This is a genomic window from Clostridium sp. UBA1652 (genome assembly GCF_002320975.1).
GTDB lineage: Bacteria > Bacillota > Clostridia > Clostridiales > Clostridiaceae > Clostridium_T > Clostridium_T intestinale.
Window position 1 is genome coordinate 25,343 of the sequence record NZ_DCLI01000082.1, and the last position, 19,495, is coordinate 44,837.

General features: G+C 29.6%; 17 protein-coding genes, 1 pseudogene and 1 other annotated feature. Of the genes and pseudogenes, 11 read left to right on the forward strand and 7 right to left on the reverse strand.

Annotated elements, in window-relative coordinates:
• The first annotated feature begins 113 nt into the window (after nucleotides 1–113).
• Nucleotides 114–497 carry a helix-turn-helix domain-containing protein gene (locus B3N22_RS17145; RefSeq protein WP_073021149.1) on the forward strand — a complete coding sequence of 128 codons (384 nt, stop codon included), beginning with the start codon at nucleotides 114–116 and terminating at the stop codon, nucleotides 495–497.
• 81 nt (nucleotides 498–578) lie between these two features.
• Here the strand turns inward: B3N22_RS17145 and B3N22_RS17150 are convergent, their stop codons facing one another.
• The 4 genes from B3N22_RS17150 to B3N22_RS17165 all read right to left on the reverse strand — a co-directional run bounded on the left by B3N22_RS17150 (nucleotide 579) and on the right by B3N22_RS17165 (nucleotide 3,906).
• Entirely contained in the window at nucleotides 579–1,061 is a 483-nt protein-coding gene (locus B3N22_RS17150) for an Hsp20/alpha crystallin family protein (RefSeq protein WP_073021150.1), read from the reverse strand.
• 123 nt (nucleotides 1,062–1,184) lie between these two features.
• Entirely contained in the window at nucleotides 1,185–2,462 is a 1,278-nt protein-coding gene (gene serS / locus B3N22_RS17155) for a serine--tRNA ligase (RefSeq protein ID WP_286908947.1), read from the reverse strand.
• Nucleotides 2,463–2,531: 69 nt separating this feature from the next.
• Nucleotides 2,532–2,738: a binding site (T-box leader), on the reverse strand.
• Nucleotides 2,739–2,800: 62 nt separating this feature from the next.
• The gene (locus B3N22_RS17160) at nucleotides 2,801–2,986 is read right to left on the reverse strand and encodes a capping complex subunit for YIEGIA (RefSeq protein ID WP_286908948.1); all 186 of its coding nucleotides are present in this window, start codon (nucleotides 2,984–2,986) and stop codon (nucleotides 2,801–2,803) included.
• Nucleotides 2,986–3,906 carry a YIEGIA domain-containing protein gene (locus tag B3N22_RS17165; RefSeq protein ID WP_286908949.1) on the reverse strand — a complete coding sequence of 307 codons (921 nt, stop codon included), beginning with the start codon at nucleotides 3,904–3,906 and terminating at the stop codon, nucleotides 2,986–2,988. Before B3N22_RS17165 ends, B3N22_RS17160 begins: the two co-directional genes overlap by 1 nt.
• Before the next feature lie 287 nt (nucleotides 3,907–4,193).
• On the opposite strand from B3N22_RS17165, the pseudogene B3N22_RS23655 reads away from it, so the two are divergent.
• From B3N22_RS23655 to B3N22_RS17180, 4 genes and pseudogenes are all read left to right on the forward strand, one after another.
• Nucleotides 4,194–5,320: pseudogene (locus B3N22_RS23655) on the forward strand (xanthine dehydrogenase family protein molybdopterin-binding subunit).
• A 53-nt stretch (nucleotides 5,321–5,373) separates the two neighbouring features.
• Entirely contained in the window at nucleotides 5,374–6,423 is a 1,050-nt protein-coding gene (locus B3N22_RS23660) for a xanthine dehydrogenase family protein molybdopterin-binding subunit (protein WP_349676650.1), read from the forward strand.
• Nucleotides 6,420–7,253, forward strand: a complete 834-nt coding sequence (locus tag B3N22_RS17175) for an FAD binding domain-containing protein (RefSeq protein WP_286908950.1) — start codon at nucleotides 6,420–6,422, stop codon at nucleotides 7,251–7,253. The genes B3N22_RS23660 and B3N22_RS17175 overlap by 4 nt, the downstream gene beginning before the upstream one ends.
• The gene (locus B3N22_RS17180; protein ID WP_286908951.1) at nucleotides 7,246–7,710 is read left to right on the forward strand and encodes a (2Fe-2S)-binding protein; all 465 of its coding nucleotides are present in this window, start codon (nucleotides 7,246–7,248) and stop codon (nucleotides 7,708–7,710) included. The genes B3N22_RS17175 and B3N22_RS17180 overlap by 8 nt, the downstream gene beginning before the upstream one ends.
• A gap of 52 nt (nucleotides 7,711–7,762) precedes the next feature.
• Here the strand turns inward: B3N22_RS17180 and B3N22_RS17185 are convergent, their stop codons facing one another.
• On the reverse strand, nucleotides 7,763–8,032 hold the full coding sequence (locus B3N22_RS17185) for a hypothetical protein (RefSeq protein ID WP_286908952.1): 270 nt from the start codon (nucleotides 8,030–8,032) through the stop codon (nucleotides 7,763–7,765).
• Between the two features lie 192 nt (nucleotides 8,033–8,224).
• On the opposite strand from B3N22_RS17185, the gene B3N22_RS17190 reads away from it, so the two are divergent.
• From B3N22_RS17190 to B3N22_RS17215, 6 genes are all read left to right on the forward strand, one after another.
• The gene (locus B3N22_RS17190; protein WP_286908953.1) at nucleotides 8,225–8,716 is read left to right on the forward strand and encodes an RNA polymerase sigma factor; all 492 of its coding nucleotides are present in this window, start codon (nucleotides 8,225–8,227) and stop codon (nucleotides 8,714–8,716) included.
• Nucleotides 8,709–9,848: an anti sigma factor C-terminal domain-containing protein gene (locus B3N22_RS17195; RefSeq protein WP_286908954.1), complete on the forward strand. Its 1,140-nt coding sequence runs from the start codon at nucleotides 8,709–8,711 to the stop codon at nucleotides 9,846–9,848. Before B3N22_RS17190 ends, B3N22_RS17195 begins: the two co-directional genes overlap by 8 nt.
• A 280-nt stretch (nucleotides 9,849–10,128) precedes the next feature.
• Nucleotides 10,129–10,677, forward strand: a complete 549-nt coding sequence (locus tag B3N22_RS17200; RefSeq protein ID WP_286908955.1) for a PadR family transcriptional regulator — start codon at nucleotides 10,129–10,131, stop codon at nucleotides 10,675–10,677.
• Between the two features lie 265 nt (nucleotides 10,678–10,942).
• A complete protein-coding gene (locus B3N22_RS17205) occupies nucleotides 10,943–12,178 on the forward strand; it encodes an L-lactate MFS transporter (protein WP_286908956.1) in 1,236 nt (411 codons plus the stop codon).
• 235 nt (nucleotides 12,179–12,413) lie between these two features.
• Complete coding sequence (locus B3N22_RS17210; protein WP_286908957.1) at nucleotides 12,414–14,408, forward strand: methyl-accepting chemotaxis protein; 1,995 nt, start codon at nucleotides 12,414–12,416, stop codon at nucleotides 14,406–14,408.
• A gap of 259 nt (nucleotides 14,409–14,667) precedes the next feature.
• Nucleotides 14,668–15,423, forward strand: coding sequence for a phage replisome organizer N-terminal domain-containing protein (locus tag B3N22_RS17215; protein ID WP_286908959.1), 756 nt, complete (start codon nucleotides 14,668–14,670; stop codon nucleotides 15,421–15,423).
• A gap of 206 nt (nucleotides 15,424–15,629) precedes the next feature.
• Here B3N22_RS17215 and B3N22_RS17220 read toward each other — a convergent pair whose 3' ends face one another.
• Both B3N22_RS17220 and B3N22_RS17225 read right to left on the reverse strand, forming a co-directional pair.
• The gene (locus B3N22_RS17220) at nucleotides 15,630–16,673 is read right to left on the reverse strand and encodes a Fic family protein (protein WP_286908961.1); all 1,044 of its coding nucleotides are present in this window, start codon (nucleotides 16,671–16,673) and stop codon (nucleotides 15,630–15,632) included.
• 461 nt (nucleotides 16,674–17,134) lie between these two features.
• Nucleotides 17,135–19,495, reverse strand: a complete 2,361-nt coding sequence (locus tag B3N22_RS17225) for an AAA family ATPase (protein ID WP_286908963.1) — start codon at nucleotides 19,493–19,495, stop codon at nucleotides 17,135–17,137.

Sequence of the window (19,495 nt, forward strand, 5' to 3'; positions counted from 1 at the left end):
ACATATATAATTTTACTGAACTACTATGCTATTTGCAAACAAAATATAATAGCTCTCTGCTTATTTATCTAATTAATTTTTATGTATAGAGTTATCTTGAGGAGTGAACTAAATTGAAGAATGAATTACTAAATATAGATAATAAAGCCATCGGGCATAGAATAAGAACTGAGCGAGAAGCATTAAGCCTGACTAGAGAGAAATTTGCTGAGATTGTTGACTTTTCACCCTTATATATTGGACAACTTGAACGTGGGGAAAGACAGATGAGCCTTATCGCTTTAGTTAAAATATCTAATTGTCTCCATATATCTACTGACTATTTGATATATGGAAATAAATACACTGATACTGCTAATGTGATTTTAAGAGAAGATTTAGCGAATTACTCTGTACAGAGTAAAAACTTAATATATGACTTAATTAATAAATGTTCCACTAAAGAACTACATTTAATTGAGGACATTATAAAATTAATACTACCTTACATAAAATAATAGCTTAATCTAGCCTTTTATTATCTTTAACAAAAAACCTCCTATGCACCCTATTTTTTTTGCAAAGGAGGTTTTTTTATTTCACTCAACTTCATAACTATCTACATCTACTATTATTGGAGTTTCCTCTTCCTCATATTTTTTTATCATCTTTTTCTTAGGTAAAGTTAATAGAAGTATACTTCTATCAAATGCTGCACCTATCTTGCTTTTATCTATCTCTTCTATATTGAAAGTTTTAATTAAATTACCGCCAGTCTCAACTATACTCATCATTACATTCAACCCATTACTATATACTTGTCTTCTTCTGATAGTTAAAATAGCTCTATTCCTTTCAAAATCTATACTTATATCTTTAGGTGAAACCCCTGGTAAATACCCTTTTAATAGATAATAATCTCCATGATCTTTCATCTCAACACTATAATCCTGCTCCCTTGGTCTTTCATTAACTAAACTACTCGCTAAGACTTGATTAATCATATTATTAAAAAATGTATCAGTAAACATACCACTGAAAATATTAATTCCGTTAAGCATAAAAGGAAACATTCTAAACATATATGCCATCCTTTCTAAAATATACTTTTACTATATAAGTATTAATATTTTCCTATTTTTGACACTGCTTTACCAAATAAATATAGCGCATTGAATTAAATAAATTCAATGCGCTAATATATACTATTTAATTACTTCATTATTACCCATATATGGTCTTAATGCTACAGGAATATTTATAGAGCCATCTTCATTTAAGTTATTCTCTAAAAATGCAATTAGCATTCTTGGAGGAGCCACTACTGTATTATTTAAAGTATGTGCAAAATATTTACCATCTTTTCCATCTACACGAATCTTTAAACGACGAGCTTGTGCATCACCTAAATTGGAGCAGCTTCCAACTTCAAAGTATTTCTTTTGTCTAGGAGACCAAGCTTCAACGTCAACTGACTTAACTTTCAAATCTGCTAAATCACCTGAACAACATTCTAATGTTCTTACTGGAATATCTAAAGAACGGAATAAATCTACAGTATCTCTCCATAATTTATCGTACCATTCCATGCTTTCTTCTGGTTTGCATACAACAATCATCTCTTGCTTTTCAAATTGATGAATTCTATATACGCCTCTTTCCTCTATACCATGAGCTCCTTTTTCTTTTCTAAAACAAGGAGAATAACTAGTTAACGTTTGTGGAAGTGAAGTTTCAGGCAATATAGTATCTATGAACTTTCCAATCATAGAATGTTCACTTGTTCCGATTAAATATAAATCTTCGCCTTCTATCTTATACATCATAGCTTCCATCTCTGCGAAACTCATAACCCCAGTTACAACTTCACTACGAATCATAAATGGAGGAATACAGTATGTGAAGCCCCTATCTATCATGAAGTCTCTAGCATAAGAAATTACTGCTGAATGTAGTCTTGCAATATTACCCATTAAGTAGTAGAAACCATTCCCAGCTACCTTTCTAGCACTATCTAAATCTATTCCTTGTAATTTTTCCATTATCTCTGTGTGATATGGAATCTCAAACTCTGGTACAAATGGATCACCATAACGTTGAACTTCAACATTTTCACTGTCATCTTTACCTATTGGTACACTTGGATCAATTATATTTGGAATTACTAGCATAATATTTCTTACTTTTTCTTCTAACTCAGCTTCTTTTGCTTCTAACTCAGCCAACTTTTCAGATTGCTCAGTAACCTTTTTCTTCATTTCTTCGGCTTCATCTCTTTTTCCTTGAGCCATTAATCCACCTATTTGTTTAGAAAATTTATTTCTATCAGCTCTTAGTCCATCGGCTATTACCTTTGCCCCTCTAAGCTCTGCATCTAACGCAATAACCTCATCTACTAATGGAAGTTTGTTATCTTGGAATTTATTCCTTATATTTTGTTTAACTAACTCTGGATTTTCTCTAACAAATTTTAAATCTAACATTTTTTATCCTCCTGATACATTTAATATAAATTGAAATAAAAAAAACCATCCCATATATAAAAATATATATATTGGGACGGAGATATCCGCGTTGCCACCCAACTTGCTAGTCTATAAAGCAACTAGCCACTCGACAATAGTACAATAAAGAGTACAAACCTTTCGATTCATCACCGACAGCTCCAAAAGTGGAAAGATTTAACCTTTCACCGATTCACACCAACCATCGGCTCTCTTAAGAAATTTATAAATCGTAGCTTTTATAATCACTGTTTTCCATATATAACTATTATGTACTAATTATATATGCATTTATTCCGTTCTTCAAGATTTTTCTTTTATTTCTTTATAACTATGCAATCACCATTTGAAAGCTTTAATATATATGCTACAAAAGCCTCCGCAAGGGCTTCAGATATATCTGATAATTCATTTTCATCTTTTGCTAATAAAGATAACGGATTTCCTCCTAAGTATCTCTCCTTATCAAGAGTAACATATGCAATAATATTATTACTGTCCATTACTTACCCTCCTTTTTTATATTAAGAAGTTTAGAATTTTTCTTCACAGTCTCTAGTAAGGGAGTTAATAATATTGTCTCTTTTAATAACTCAAAGCTTTTAATTACAGGAACAACGACAATAATTAACTTTCCACTATTTATATCCTGCACACTATATATTTTTCTCTGTCCTAATCTTCTTGTTACCTCAAAGAGAATTGCCTGCCTCTGTCCTGGATTCATTATGGGAATTTGATAATGCTCGTGATTAGGTTCTATACAAGCAGCTATTCCATCTTTCACAAACCACTCCTTTGCCTCATCTCTACCCATTATGTTAGAAACAAACATACCATTAACATATAAAGTTGAATTTTTAACTTCTATTTTTCCTTCTGTTACAGTTGCTATATCTTCCAACCTATGACTTTTCGTAAATATTTTAATCATATAAAAAACTAAAAGTCCTACAATTGAAGATAGGATAATTTCTATAACCGTAGGAGTATTAGTATAACTTTGAATAATTTTGATCGTAATCCCTGTAGCCAATGATACTATTAAGGCTATATAATTCCTAGATTCAAATGTCTTTGAAATACCATCTATATAAGCTTCTCCTCGACTTGTATATTCCTGGCCTTCTAGATCTAGAAGACTTTCTCTCTCAACTTTTCTAACATCTCTAAAATGTTGTACTCCTAAAGCTAAAAAAGTTACAGCAGTAAACTGCTCCTGAACTATTGCAGGTACAATAAATGCTCCTATTGCAGAAGCTAGTGCCCCTGTCACTATATGTATTAAATATGCATTTGGATAATTAGGATATTGTCTATAGTCTATTTGAATCATAAATATCCTTGCTAAGGTTCCTATTAATGTAGCTGTTGTAATAAGGGTTAATAGCTCATATGAAATAGTTCCATTCTCATTTGGCATAAAAAAACTCCTAACTATGTTTTATTTATAAAAATTCTAAAATAGGCTTAATTCCTACTCTATTATATTTTCTAAAATCACCGGTTTTATACTCTCTGCTATTTAATGTATTAAATCCTTTAAGTATAAATTAATCTATCTGGACTAATAATAAACATTAGAGTAAATATTGTGAAAAGGAGGAAAGTTTCATGAGCTGGATTCTTGAACAAAGCGTTCATCGTAAAGATGCACTAGAGAAAGTAACTGGTGCAGCTAAATATACCGCTGATTATTCAAGCAAAGATATGCTTCATATAAAACTCATAACAAGCCCCTATGCACACGCGAAAATAAAAAATATAAATTCTTCAAAAGCATTAGAGATACCTGGTGTACGTACGATTATATTAGGTCAGCCTTTTCCATTAACCGGAGAAGAAATTAAAGATAGACCTCTTATTGCTTATGAAAAAGTAAGATATCACGGGGAACCAGTTGCTGCAGTGGTTGCTGATACTGAACTTCAAGCAAAAATAGCTTGTGATCTTATTGAAGTTATATACGAACCTTTACCTGTTGTAAACTCTCCTAAAGATGCACTTTTGCCGAATTCAGTCTTGGTACATGAAAACTTGGGGGTGTATGAGAAGATAGAGCACGTTTATCCTGAAGCAAATAGTAATATTGCAAACCGTGTTAAAATTCGAAAAGGCAACCCAAATGAAGCTTTTAGTCAAAGTGATGTAACCATAAGTTCAAACTTTTCGTTTGCTCAATCAGATCATATCTCTATGGAAACAAGATGTGTTATTGCAGAAACTCATCCTGATGGGAGTGTTATATTTACATCATCCACTCAAGCCCCATATATTATAAAAAATTGATGAGTGACTATTTTGGTCTTGATGAAGGAAAAGTAATAGTTAAAACTCCATTTGTAGGTGGAGGATTCGGAGGAAAGGCTGCTGTTCAGTTAGAACTCATTGCGTATATGGCTACTATAGCTGTTGGTGGTAGACCTGTGAAGTTAATGCTGACTCGTGAAGAGGATATGATATCATCTCCAGTTCATATTGGTTTAGATGCAAATATAAAGCTTGGAGCCACAAAAGATGGAAAACTTACATCTGCAGAAATTACATATATGTTTGATACTGGTGCATACTCTGATAAAGGTACTACTATAAGCAGAGCTGCAGGAGCCACATGTATAGGCCCCTATAATATAGATAATATTTGGTGTGACTCTATGTGTGTTTACACAAACCATCCTTATGTTACAGCATATAGGGGGTTTGGTCACTCTGAGATTTTATTTGTCTTTGAAAGAGCAATGGATATGCTTGCAAAAAAACTTAAAATGGATCCCTTAGATCTTAGAAAAAAAATTCAATTAAGCCAGGTGATACAACCCCAACTCAAATACTCCTAAACAGAAGTACTGTTGGAGACCTGCCTACTTGCATTGAAAGTTTAAAGCAAAGTATGAATTGGTCAGAAGGTCAAATTATTTATGTAGATGATAGAAAGATTAGAACAAAAGGGATAAGCTGTGTTTGGAAAACTTCAACTATCGGAAGTGAATCTGGTTCTGGTGTTATATTAACATTTAATGGTGATGGCAGTATAAATGTTAACTGTGGCATAGTTGAAATAGGCATGGGAACAAAAACCATACTCGCTCAAATACTAGCTGAAAAATTAAAAATGGATATAAATAAAATACATGTAAAAATGGATGTTGATACGCAAACTTCTCCTTCCCATTGGAAGACAGTTGCAAGTAGAGGAACTCTCATGGCGGGAAGAGCATTATTAAAAGCAGCAGATGATCTAATTTATCAGCTAAAAGATATAGCATCTAGAATACTTATGTGCTCACAAGATGATCTAGATATAGGAAATGAAATGATTTATGTTAAAGATGAACCTGATATATTTATAACAGTTAAAGATGTATGTTGCGGTTATAAATACCCTAATGGTTACGGGATAGGAGGTCAAATAATTGGTAGAGGATACTACACTTTAAGACACCTAACTCATCTAGATTATAATACTGGCGTAGGTAAACCAGGTCCAGAATTTACAGTTGGAGCACAAGGTGTTGAAATAGAGTTCGATATAAGAGACTATACATACAAAATTTTAAGAGCTTATTCTATTATAGATGCAGGTAAGATTTTAAATTTAAAACTAGCTGAGGGTCAAATCATAGGTGCAATGGATATGGGATTAAACTTAGGAAGCAGTGAGACTCTATTATTTGATGATAATGGCATTGTACTCAATAATAGACTTCGTACATACACTCCTTATAGATACGGTGAACATCCAGAGTATATTGTACAGTTTATTGAAACCCCCCATATTGATAGTGCTTATGGCGCTCGAGGACTTGGAGAGCATGGTCTTATAGGCATGCCTGCGGCCTTAGCAAATGCATTATCAGTCGCTTCCGGCATAGAATTAACTAAACTTCCCATAACTCCCGAACTAATATGGAGTGAAAAGAATGGAGTGAATAAAAGTTGATTAGTTACAATTTTGAATACCACAAACCTAAATCACTTAATGAAGCTATATCCTTATTTCAAGATTTAGATAAAAATAAAAAGTCTCCAATATATTTTTCAGGTGGTACAGAAATTATTACTTTAGGAAGGGTTAATAAAATTAATACAGGTGCTGTCATTGACATTAAAGAAATTCCCGATTGTTTATTGTTAAGAAAAGATAAAGGAATAATTACTTTAGGTGCTTCCCAAACCTTGAATAAAATTAAAGAGTCACAATATTTTCCCTTCCTAGGCAAATCCATAGTTGAGATAGCTGACCATACAGCAAGGAATAAAATTACCCTTGGCGGAAATATATGTTCAAATATTAAATATAGAGAAACAATTTTACCTCTATTATTAACTGATAGCAAAGTGTTAATTGCTGGTCCAAAAGGTTTAAAACTATCTCCAATAGAAAATGTTTTTAATAAAAATTTGAATTTAGATAGGGGCGAACTTTTAGCTCAAATAGTTATAGAAGAAAAAGAGCTTGAATCTCTTTCTCTTTGCATAAAGAAACGAAAACACTGGGATGTTGGTTATCCTTTAGTAACAGTATCAGCTAATAAAAAAGATAACTTTATAAGATTTGCCTTTAGCGGTTTATGTGCCTATCCTTTTCGTAGCAAAGAAATGGAAGAAAATTTAAATGACAGGTATCTATCTCAAGATGAAAAAATAGAAAAAGCAATAAATAATATACCTGATACTGTGTTAAATGATGTTCATGGCTCAGATGGTTATAGAAAATTTGTTCTTAAAAATACTTTAATAGATATTTTAAGGAGTGTAGAGAATGAATAAATCAGAAATTATTTTAAACGTTAATGATGAGGAGAGAATAGTCTACGTACGCCACTCTGATACATTATTGGAGGTTCTTCGTGAAGAATTAGGTTTAACTGGGGCTAAACCTGGATGCTTAAATGGTGATTGCGGAGCTTGTACTGTAGATATCGATGGAGAGTCTATAAAGTCATGCCTGATGTTAGCCATAGAAGCTGTAGGAAAGAAAATTATCACCGTTGAAGGACTTAAAAACACCGCTCTTAAAACTGAGTTTATTAAAAATTTTGCCTTTCAATGCGGTTACTGTACTCCAGGATTTCTTATGAATTGTAATTCACTCATTAATAACTATCCAAAAGCAAATGATACTGAAATAAAAGACTGTCTAGAATCTAATATCTGTCGTTGTACTGGATATAAAGAAATTCAAGATGTAATAAAATCACTAATTCCCACAGATTCCACTACATAGAATTCATATTAAATACGTTAAATAGACACCTATTTTTCAGGTGTCTATTTTATTACTCATTTCCTAATTGAATGGCTTGTTGAACTTGTTGAAGAGCCTGCTGCAACAATTGTTGTACATGATGGAATTGTTGTTTCTGAGCAGGGGTTGCTGTATTTCTAGCATCCTCTAATTTTTTTGTTGCCTCTTGTAATTGAGATTGTGTATCTATAACCGCCTGTGGATTTGCAACTTGTGTGGCTTGTTTAATTGAATATAATGCTTTTTGGATTGTTTCCTCCACTAACTGAGCCGCTTGTTGAGTTTGTTGATTTTGTTGCATCTTGTAAACTCCTCCTAATAAGATTTCTGTTATATAATATAATTCCAACTTTAAACTATTATTATACTAAATAGGACAACTTGCCTTATTATATAAATTAGAACACTTTATTTTTATACAATAGTGCGATAATTGGCTAGATAAATCGTATATATAATGACAGACTTTAAATAAAAGTATGGAGGTGACTGATTGAAGAGGGACTCATTTATTAAAATTTATAAAGAATATTTTCCTTATGTATATAGATACCTTTATGGACTTACCTATAGCCACCAAACAGCAGAAGACTTGACTCAAGAATCTTTTGTTAAGGCTTTAAGTATTCTTCAAATTTCTAATGAAAGCATAAAATCCTGGCTTCTCACAGTGGCTCATAACCTCTACGTAGACTATGTTAAAAAAAATAGTAGATTAAGCTTTCATGAAGATAACTTTTTAAATAAAATAAACATACAAGATTTTACAGACAAGTTAATGCTTAAGGAAAGTGTCAACTCTGCTTTTATATTAATAAAACAACTTCCAGAGAATCAACGACAGGTAGTGCTGTTATGCCTAGTAAACGAGTTATCTTATCATCAAGCATCAGAAATTTTAGGTATAAGCGTTTCAGCAGTTACTAATTTAATCTACAGAGCCAGAAAAACACTTAGAGAATTAAGGAGGGAAATTGATGAATAGCGAATTCCAAGAAAAACTCAAGTTATATAAAGAAGGTAAATTAAATAAAGAAGAAGTTTCTGAAATACAATCCTCTATTGATAAATTCATTGCTATATCAGATTATCTTAATAGTGATGAAAAGGATTTTTTTGAAGAACTTAAACAGCAAAATATATCTGAAGGTAATATAACAGATAAATCATTAAAACTTAGAATAAATTTAAGAATTATACTAATAACCGCATTTTCATCTATTTGTGTTTTTTTATTTTTTATATTTCTATATTTTACTTCATCTAAAATAATTACATCTTTGTTTGGATTAGACTATAAGGAGTTATATGTAAAAAGAGAGATTATAGTTCAATTTGCAGAGATGTTTCAACCTCAATATAAATCAAATCGTAGCGGAGTTAGCTCATCACTTTTTGCACAACAAAATATCGATATCTCTCTTGAAAATACTATCGGAAACACTAAAATAGATGAAATGGATTTAAATGTAAAATACAGTTTTGGTGAGCCTTCTAAATCAAAAGAAACAACGGCACCTCAACTAATATTTCAAGAATTCACTCCTTTTTTTGATCATGAATCTGATCCAAAAGCTGGTTTTAATGTACTTGAAAATGCTCCTCAAGGAACTAAAGCAAAAATATTTATACAATTTAATAAACCCTTAACCGCTGAAGAAATAAAAGAATCTTTTGTTGATAAGCTTGACTCTACAGATGCCGATATGTCAACCTTTGATATCTCACCTATAGCTGTATTTAACTCAAACTTTGTATTAGCAAATCCTTCTTATTTTCTACGTACAACAGTCTTTCCATATGACAATAAGAATGCAAAACAACTAGAGAATAACAGAGGAAAACAAACTCAATATGAAAATATGGATAACGAAGCTCATAAAGAATCTCTTATAGGAAATCTATCTCTTATAAAGAACAATCTAAGCCTTCTGAGGTCTATGTACTATCAGGATATGTTTGAAAATATTAATATTGACGATTTAATTAAAGAAACTGAAGATAAAGGTGCTGAATATGCTGGTATGTATATATCTGCTGACAGTAAAGATCTATTAAAACTTAAAGATAGTTCTTTTATTCACTGGGTTGGAGTTCAGAATATAGTTATCTGGTGAATTTAAGCATTTGATCAAAGTGTAAAAGATTATTTGTGAGATATCCTTAACCTATTAATAATCGAATAACTTTATTAAAAACATCATAATAATTATTTATGTGATATAATATACAGGTAATAATTTTACTGTTTACAAGATAAGAAATACTAAACTAAAGATTCGAATTTGATAAAGGTGTTACCAAAACAGTAACACCTTTATATTGCTATAAAAATATAAAAATTATTTCTAGATAATCAAATATGAAAAATAATTTTTAAAGTAATGGAGGATAAATATGAGAGTTCTTAAACACGCTATTTTAGGTCTACTAGATAGAGGCGAAATGAGCGGTTATGATATTATGACTGAATTCAAAGATAAAGAAATCAGACACTTTTGGAGTGCAAAGCATAGTCAAATATATCCAGAATTAAAAAAATTAACAGATGAAGGTCTAATAGAATTCAAAATAGAAATACAAGGCGAAAAATTAGAAAAGAAAGTTTATTCAATTACTGATGCGGGGAAAAAAGAGTTAAATAAATGGTTAAGTACACTAGAGCAAGAATTTATTACTTTAAAAGATGAGTTTATGTTAAAGGCTTATTTTATTTCATCTATACCCAAAGATGAGGCTAGAGAACAATTTTTAAATGAGTTAGAAAAACATAAAAAGAGGCTATCTTTTTTAGAAGAGGAGTTTGAAAAACTAAAGGTAGTTATAGGTGATGAAATTACATATGAGTCAAAAGAGTTTGGAAATTACTTAGTTTTAACCAATGCTCTAAAACGGGAAAATAGATACTGTGAATGGTTAGAAGACTCCTTACAATTGATGAAATAAATCATTTAAATTAATATCATTTTTATAAAAGCAATTAGTTTTAGCTAATTGTTTTTTTTTTAACAAAAATATATTGATTTAGATCAAAATATATGATATTTTATACATGTAAATAGTGACATGTATAAAATTCCTATGTATTCATAGTCTCTTGTTTTATATATTACTATTTGTGAGAAATATATACAAAAATATTTGTTAAAAATATAATTATAGAGCAAATAAAATTACAAAAATATACATAAAAAAGGGAGAATGATTAGTAATGGTAGATAAAAAGATTAATCGTAATTTAGTTCTTTTAGCATCTGTAATGGTAAATTTATGTGTAGGTGCAGTTTATGCTTTTAGTGTACTTGCAGGACCACTTGGTGAAAAGTTTGGATGGTCTAAGGCGGTAGTAATGACAGCTTTTACTATAAACGCAGCAATATCACCAATTCCAATGATTTTAGGTGGAAAACTATTAGACAGAGGGTTAGCAAAACTATCTATTATAGGTGGTGGAGCACTGTTTGGTTTAGGATTTATGCTAACAGGTTTTGTGAAAGAACCTATACATCTATACTTAGCATATGGAGTACTTGGAGGTTTAGGACAAGGTATAGCATATTCAGGTACTATAGGTAATACTGTTAAACTATTCCCAGATAAGAAGGGATTAGCGACTGGTATAGTTACAGCAGGTTTTGGTGGAGCTACAATTCTAGCCGCTCCAATAGCTAATAACTTAATTCAAAATAGCGGAGTTTTATCAACATTTAAAATCATGGGAATAGCGTATATGGTGATTACAGTAGTTTTTGGTCTACTTATAACAGCTACCCCAGCAGGCTATAAACCAGAAGGCTGGAATCCACCAACTCCTAGTTCAGCTAATGGATCAAATGTAAATATCAATTGGATAGATATGATAAAAACTTCAAAATTCTATATAATTGCATCTATGTTTACAATTGGAGCTTTATCAGGAATGATGATAACATCTAATGCTTCAATTATTGGACAAACAATGTTTGGATTATCAGCAGCGGTAGCAGCATTATATGTAAGTCTATACTCATTAAGTAACTGTATGGGCCGTATATTCTGGGGAGCTGTTTCCGATAAACTTGGTCGTTACAATGCATTAATTTGTATATATACTGTTGTAGCTGCTATGTTACTAGTTCTTGCTACAACACACTCTGTAGTTGGATTTGCAATTGGATTAATAGGAATAGGTTTATGTTTTGGTGGAACCTTAGGTATTTTCCCTTCAATAGTAGCTGAAAAATTTGGTATGAAATATTATGGAGTAAATTATGGAATCACATTTATAGGATACTCCGCAGCAGCATTTTTCGGACCTAAAATAGCAGTTCAAGTTGCTGGTGCTAATAATGGTAGCTTTACAAATGCATTTTATATAGCATTAGCACTTAGCTTAGTAGGTATAGCATTAACAATATTATTTATAAGAATAGAAAAAAAATCAGCAAATAAAAAACTTGCAGCATAAGTTGTTACATCAATGTTTTAAGGTTAGATTATCTTAGTATGAAAAAGAGCTAATAAGACTTCGAAAGTGGTTTTATTAGCTTTTTTATGATTATATTAACAAATTTGTTAAAGTTTATATTATTATCAGTCGAATATACTTATATAATGTAAATTTTACAGATAAAAGCTGATTATAAATTATAACTAAAGATGGCTAACCATCTTTAAATACATATATCTAAAAAGGAGATATTATGAAAAGTTTAAAATCAAAATTAATGGTATTATTCGGATCATTAGTTTGTGTTGTGTGTATAGGATTAGGTATAATTTCTTTTATTAACTCATCAAATGCTCTAAAATCTAACTTAAATAACACTATGCCTAGAATTGCTGAGCAAACAGCTAGTAATATTCAAAGTAAGCTTCAAGGAGAATTAAATACACTAGAAGCTATTGCTGCAAGATCAGATATAAAAGATCCAAACAATTCAATAGATAATAAAATATCAATTCTTACAGATGAATCTAAAAGAATTGGAAGCATTAGTATGGGTATTGTTGATATTAATGGAAATTCAATCCTTACCGATGGTTCAAAATCAAACTTTAATGAGAGGTCATATTTTAAACAAGCACTGGAAGGCAAAGCTAGTGTATCCGACCCAATAGTTAGCAAAACAGACGGTATGATAATCGTTGTATATGCAGTTCCAATTAAAAATAATAATAAAGTTGTAGGAGTACTTGTTCAAGCTAGAGATGGTAATTATTTAAGTGATATGACTGATGAAGTAAAAGTTGGGAAAACAGGCACTGCATTTATGCTAAATAAAAACGGAACTTCTATTGCAAATAGTAATAGAGATTTAGTTATACAAATGTCAAACATAATAGAAGAGTCAAAAAAAAATTCCAATTTTCAAGCCTTAGCTGATGTACATAAAAAAATGCTTGCAAAAGAAGCTGGCCTAGGTGAGTATGAATACGGTGGAGAAGAAAAATATGTTGGGTATGCTCCAGTAGGCGGAACTGATTGGTCCGTAGGAATCTCTGTAACTCAAAATGAAATATTATCAGAATTAAATAGTTTAAAAACTTTAGTTATACTAACGTCAATAATATTTATTGTAATAGCGTTTATCATAATTTACATAATCTCTAATGCTTTATCAAAAGGAATAAAATCAGCTTCAAATCATCTGAGATTATTATCAGACGGAAATTTATCTGTGGAAGTTCCTACTAAGTATTTGAATTCAAAAGATGAAATTGGGGTTATGATTAATTCTATGAAATCAATGCAGGCTTCACTAAGAACGATGATTAAAAAAATTAAAGACAATTCCCTAACTATTAATACTCAATCAGAAAACTTATCTGCCATTTCAGAAGAGATATCAAGCGTATCTGAAAGTTCTGTACAATCAACAGCTGAAATAGCTCAGGGTATAAATACTCAATCTCAAGATTTAATGCAAATGACAGAAATTCTAAATGAGTTTGGTAATAAGCTATCAGAGATGCTTGGAGAAATAAAAGTTGTAGACTCAAATTCTAGAGAAATAAGTATAATGGCTAATGATAGTAGTACTGAAATGAATGGATTAAATCACTCAGTAAAAAATATAAGCAATTCATTTAAGGCTTTTAATTCAAAAATAATGGATCTTGGAAAAGATATAAATGAGATAAATGAGATTACAAATATGATCAATAGTGTTGCAGAACAAACTAATTTATTAGCACTAAATGCAGCTATTGAGGCAGCTAGAGCTGGTGAGGCAGGCAGAGGGTTCACAGTAGTCTCTGAGGAAATAAGAAAACTTGCTGAACAATCAAAGGCTTCATCAGAAAACATTAGTAATTTAATAAATGTAATATCAAATAATACATCTATTATAGTACAAGAAGCTGTAACAATGGATGGTGAGATGATTAATCAAGCTGGAATTATTGACAAGACTATAGTTTCCTTTAAGCGAATAATACAAGCTGTGGATGAGGTAATTCCTAAAATAGAAATAGTTAAAAGTTCAGCTGATAATATAGATAACGATAAGGATATTATTCTAAATAGAATAAATACATTATCATCAATCTCAGAGGAAATTTCAGGGTCATCTGAGGAAATCTCAGCATCCTCTGAGGAGCTTAATGCCTCCATAGAAGAAGTAGCCTCCTCCGCTCAAGACCTTAGTAATATGACTAATAAAATGATAGAGGAAGTTAATAGATTTAAAGTTTAAATTATTATTTATAGAAAAAGACGATTTACTACTTGTAAGCCGTCTTTTTTTTATAGAACCAATACTTAATCCAATACGGAGATTGAAAAGTTATTGATGGAGCTTGCAAATTTATTTATTTTTTAAAAAATTACTATAATACCCGCTAATTATTTCAATTATTGTATATATATTAATTGTAAGGATTTCTTCTATCTTAATTTGCAGTGCAAAGACAAGAAAAGTTTCCTTTTACAAAAATATTAGGAGGGTGAAAAACATGAAAGAGAGAAAATATGTAAAATTAAGAGTAGATATGTATGAGGATACTAAATTTAAAATAATTGATATGAAGCCGGAAAGAGATGTTATTTATTATATCTGGAGCAGAATTTTGCTGTTAGCAGGTAAAGTTAATTTGGAGGGGGAGCTATATCTTTCTAAGAGTATACCATATACTATGGAGACATTCTCAATAGAGTTTAATAGAGATATTGCTCAAATTAAATTGGCATTAGATATATTTATAGAATTAGAAATGCTTGAACTTACTTTAGATAATGTTTATAAGGTGAGAAACTTTGCTAAACATCAAAATATCAAGGTGAAAGAAAAAGAAATATCTAAGAATAAAGAATCTGAGGTTAAGGATAATCCAACGTTAAGTGAAAACTTAACCCCTGAAATCCTTGATACAAAAGATAATAAGTTAGAGAATAAAACAAGTGAAAACAAATCATCCATTAGTGAGGATGTTACTGGATTAAATTTAGATATTATTAATGAAAGTAAAGATACTGCTACATTAACAAATAGTAAAGATAATAATATTAAAGGAAATAGTACCCTTAAAGATACCCAACTATTATTTGATACTATGAAAAGCAAAAAGAAAACTAGAAAAAAGAAAGATACCGTAGTAGATATTATTGATACAGATGAAGGGTTTATAGATGAGGATATAAGTAATTTTATCGATGTTTATATACCTTTAGATAATGATGATAGCATCGTTTCAAAGTGGAGCTTTGGGTAAAAGGGGGCAATAATTTCAGTTGTTTTATAATAAAAACATTTGCCTTTTTATAAAATGCTTTATAAATAAAGCATTACTTGTGATATAGTTTTTACACAAAAATAGCCTTAACCAAGTAAATTCTATAGTTAAGGCCAAAACTTGCGCTTATCTATGATATCATTTGAGAGCGAAACTTTTCCATTTTAATTATATACCTCTTATCCCTATAGCCTTTTCCATTTAGAATTTCTTCCCCTGCCTACAACCTCTATTTTCTTTTCAACTCTCAGCTTTTCAAATACTCTATTTATAGTGGCTTCTCCCACATCAGGACATACAGTTCTTATTTCATTCTTAGTAAAGTAGCCTAACTTTCCTTCTATAGCCATTTCTATTCTTTCGCTCTTACTTCCCCTAGTATTGTCAATACATCCTACTCTATCCTCTAATTCCTTATATGCCTTTATAATAACTCCAAGAAAATATTCAAACCATATATATAAATTATTTTTCCCATCATGCCATAACATTGATGATTTATGCAATGCTTCGTAATAGGTTTCTTTGCTATCCTCGATAATTTTTTCTAAACTAATAAATCTTCCAACCTCAAAACCACTTTGATACAAAAGTAAAAGTGTTATTAATCTAGACATTCTTCCATTTCCATCATTAAAGGGATGAATGCAAAGAAAATCTAATATAAATGTGGCAATTAAAACTAATGGATCTACCTCTTCTTTCACAAACTCTTTTCTATATTCTTCGCACAGTTTCTCCATATATATTGTGGTACTAAAAGCATCTACAGGCTTAAATCTTATATATTTAGTTCCATTAGGCAATACTTCTTCAATCACATTATCAGTATTTTTATAGCTTCCACCCTTAGCTGATGAAAACTTATATAAATCTCTATGCAATTGTAACAATACAGATGATTTTACAGGTATAGCATCAAAAGCATTATGAACAGTATTTAATACATCTCTATAACCAGCTATTTCACTTTCACTTCTATCCCTTGGCTCTATTTTATTATCCATTATTTCACGCAATCTTTTATTCGACGTATAAATACCTTCTATTCTATTAGATGATTCTGCACTTTGTATAATTGCTACATCTTTAAGTGTTTTTAATATTTGAGGAGATTGTTTTTTATACAAATCTTGCTTCCCCTTATATTCATTTATAGTAGTTAACATTCTCACTATATTCATTGGTAATGCTAAGTTATTTAATTTATTATTTTCAAAAGAAATCATTATGTATTCTCCCTCATTTATATTATTCTTTATTCTTTATTCTTTATTCTTTATTCTTTATTCTTTATTCTTTATTCTTATCATTTTATCATAAATATAATCATTTTTACTAAAACGATCATGTTTTTTATTAAAACATTATATTAAAATATAATAAACCTTATCATTTATCCATAAATAATAAGGTTTATTCCTAATATGAATTATTATTAAACTTTCACTTTATTAAATTATAAAAGGAAACTCGACTCACATTCGTTCGCTGAGTAAGTTCGAGATACCAAATATAAAATTTGGGCCCTCACTTATGGTACGGTTCTCCGTAACGGGTATAACGTAGACCTCCTTGAAAATAGAAAAAGGAGTACCTATAGTTCATATTACTCTAAGTACTCCTCTTCTTTGTCACAGCGTTATAATATATATTTAACTTTATATTTATTACTGTTAATTAAAATTTTTTATTGAACTTTTAATTCTTCTTTTACATTATATCTTATTGTCTTTAGATTGAATTTTTCAAACTTATATCTAATATATCTTGAAATACGTTCATCATGCGTAGAAAGTATTATTTGAGATTTTCCGAATTCATTTCTTAACAACTCTACAAATGATGTCATATTTATATCGTCCATACTTTGAAGTGGATCATCAATTAATAAAGCATTAAAACTATTATTAGAAAATACTTTATTTAAAGACAGCATAATGGATAATATTACCCCTGACAATTGACCCGAACTAAATTTATTAAGTAAGTCATGTTTAGACTCATTACTATTAACAAATTTCAATCTTATTTGTTGTTCCCCACTTTCACTTCTTATAAATACTCCTAATCCGCATTGATAATCCTGTATTATTTTCCCACTATATATGTAGAGAGGTATTTGAAGTATTTTGATAATATTATTTGAGTAATTATCAATACATTTTTTATATACTGAAGCTATATCTTTACATTTATTATATTCATCGTCCAATCTCAAATATTTCTTTTTTAGTAATTCTTTTTCTTTTATCTTTTTACTTCGTTTAATGTTTTCTTGCCCACTACATATGTTGTCTATATATAATTTTTTATTAATTATATCTGTAATAGTTAAACTTCTAACTCTTTCAATCTTGCTGTCAAAAATATTAGAAAAAGTTATATCAACTTCTTTCTTATTAATAAGAATCTCTTCATTTTCTAATTTTCTTTTTTTAGACTTTAATTCTTCCTTCAATAAATTTAAATTATTTTCTTCTTTTTCCTTCGTATATTTTTTTCTCTCCAATGCATATTTTTTTAAATCTATATTATTTTCATTACAAAACCGATTAAAATTATTTATCCTTACCTCATTTAAATTGGCTAAATCCAACAACTTCTTATAATCTCTGTCTATATCTTTCTCATTTATTTCTTTTTCTAAAAATTCTATTATTGGAGTTATAAATTCTTCCTTAGTTTTTTTAATTAATTGGTCTAAACTCTTATTACTATTATCAAGTTGATTAGAGAAATATTCTTCTTTCTCCAGTATCTTATCTGTTAATTTAGTGTCTAATTTAGTATAATCATATCCACATAACGGGCATATATCTTGTTCTTTATTTTTTAAATTATACTTTTCATATTCATTTTCTAGATTTTTTCTGATAGAATTAATATTTATTATTAATGAATCCAAGTGGCTTGCATTCTTATTACTCGTCTCAATATTCGAAATATCATCATAAAATTTATCTATATCAAATTCCTTTTTCAAATCGCTTTTTAATTCATTATCTTCTTGTAAGATTTCTTGTATAGATTCATAATTATCCGATTTTAAAAATTTAACAAATCTCTTATACGAATCACATAGCTTTATATCTTTCATTATTTGGCTATACTCTGCCAATTCTTCCTTAAGTATAAAACCTCCTCTTAATACATCTTCTTGCCTTGTATTCAATGCAAAATCTATTCTATTATTATACAGAATTGATTCGTAATCTTTTAAATTTTCTCTTAATAATTTTATTCTATCTAATTCCATTATTGATTTCTGAAAAGTATCATAATCTAATTGCAATAGTTGATTATCCCATATAATACTTTTGTCTTCTATAAGTCTTTTATATTCTACATCGATAACATCTTTAACTTTTATTTCATTTATTTCCTTATTCAGCTTAGCAATTTCTCCGCCTTCTCCATTTGTTCCACCAATTTCTTTTCTTTTTGAATTAAGTTTATCTCTTAACTTAAGTATTCTACTTTGTTCCTTACATTCTTTCTCCATATTAAATAGAGTATTTAATATTTCTTTTCTTTTATATTCATTCTCCTTTAAAAAAAATAATGTTTCTTCTTGTTGTATATAATACATTAAATTATAAATATCTTCATTAGGATATAACCCCAATATATCATTTATATACTCTTGTGTAATTTCTTCTCCTTCATATTCTTCAAAATTATTCAACTTATATGCATTAAATCTATCTTTTAACTCACTTATCTTTCCTATATTCGCAGGATCCTCTATTATTCTTTCTACTATAAACTTCTCTCCAACTTCATTAATAAATTCGCCTTTCAATATAATAGGCTTATTTTTATTGTATGCGTATACTACTGGCTTATCACCATCCTTATACTCTGAATTAAAAGCTTGATCTAAATTTCTACTTCCTTTTACTAATATTTCTATTGCATCAAATATACTAGTCTTTCCATATCCATTCGGTCCATCTAATACAACTAAATCACATTTAGAAAAATTAATTATTTTCTTATCTTCAATTAACTTAAAATTATTAATTTCTAATCTATTAATGGAATACAC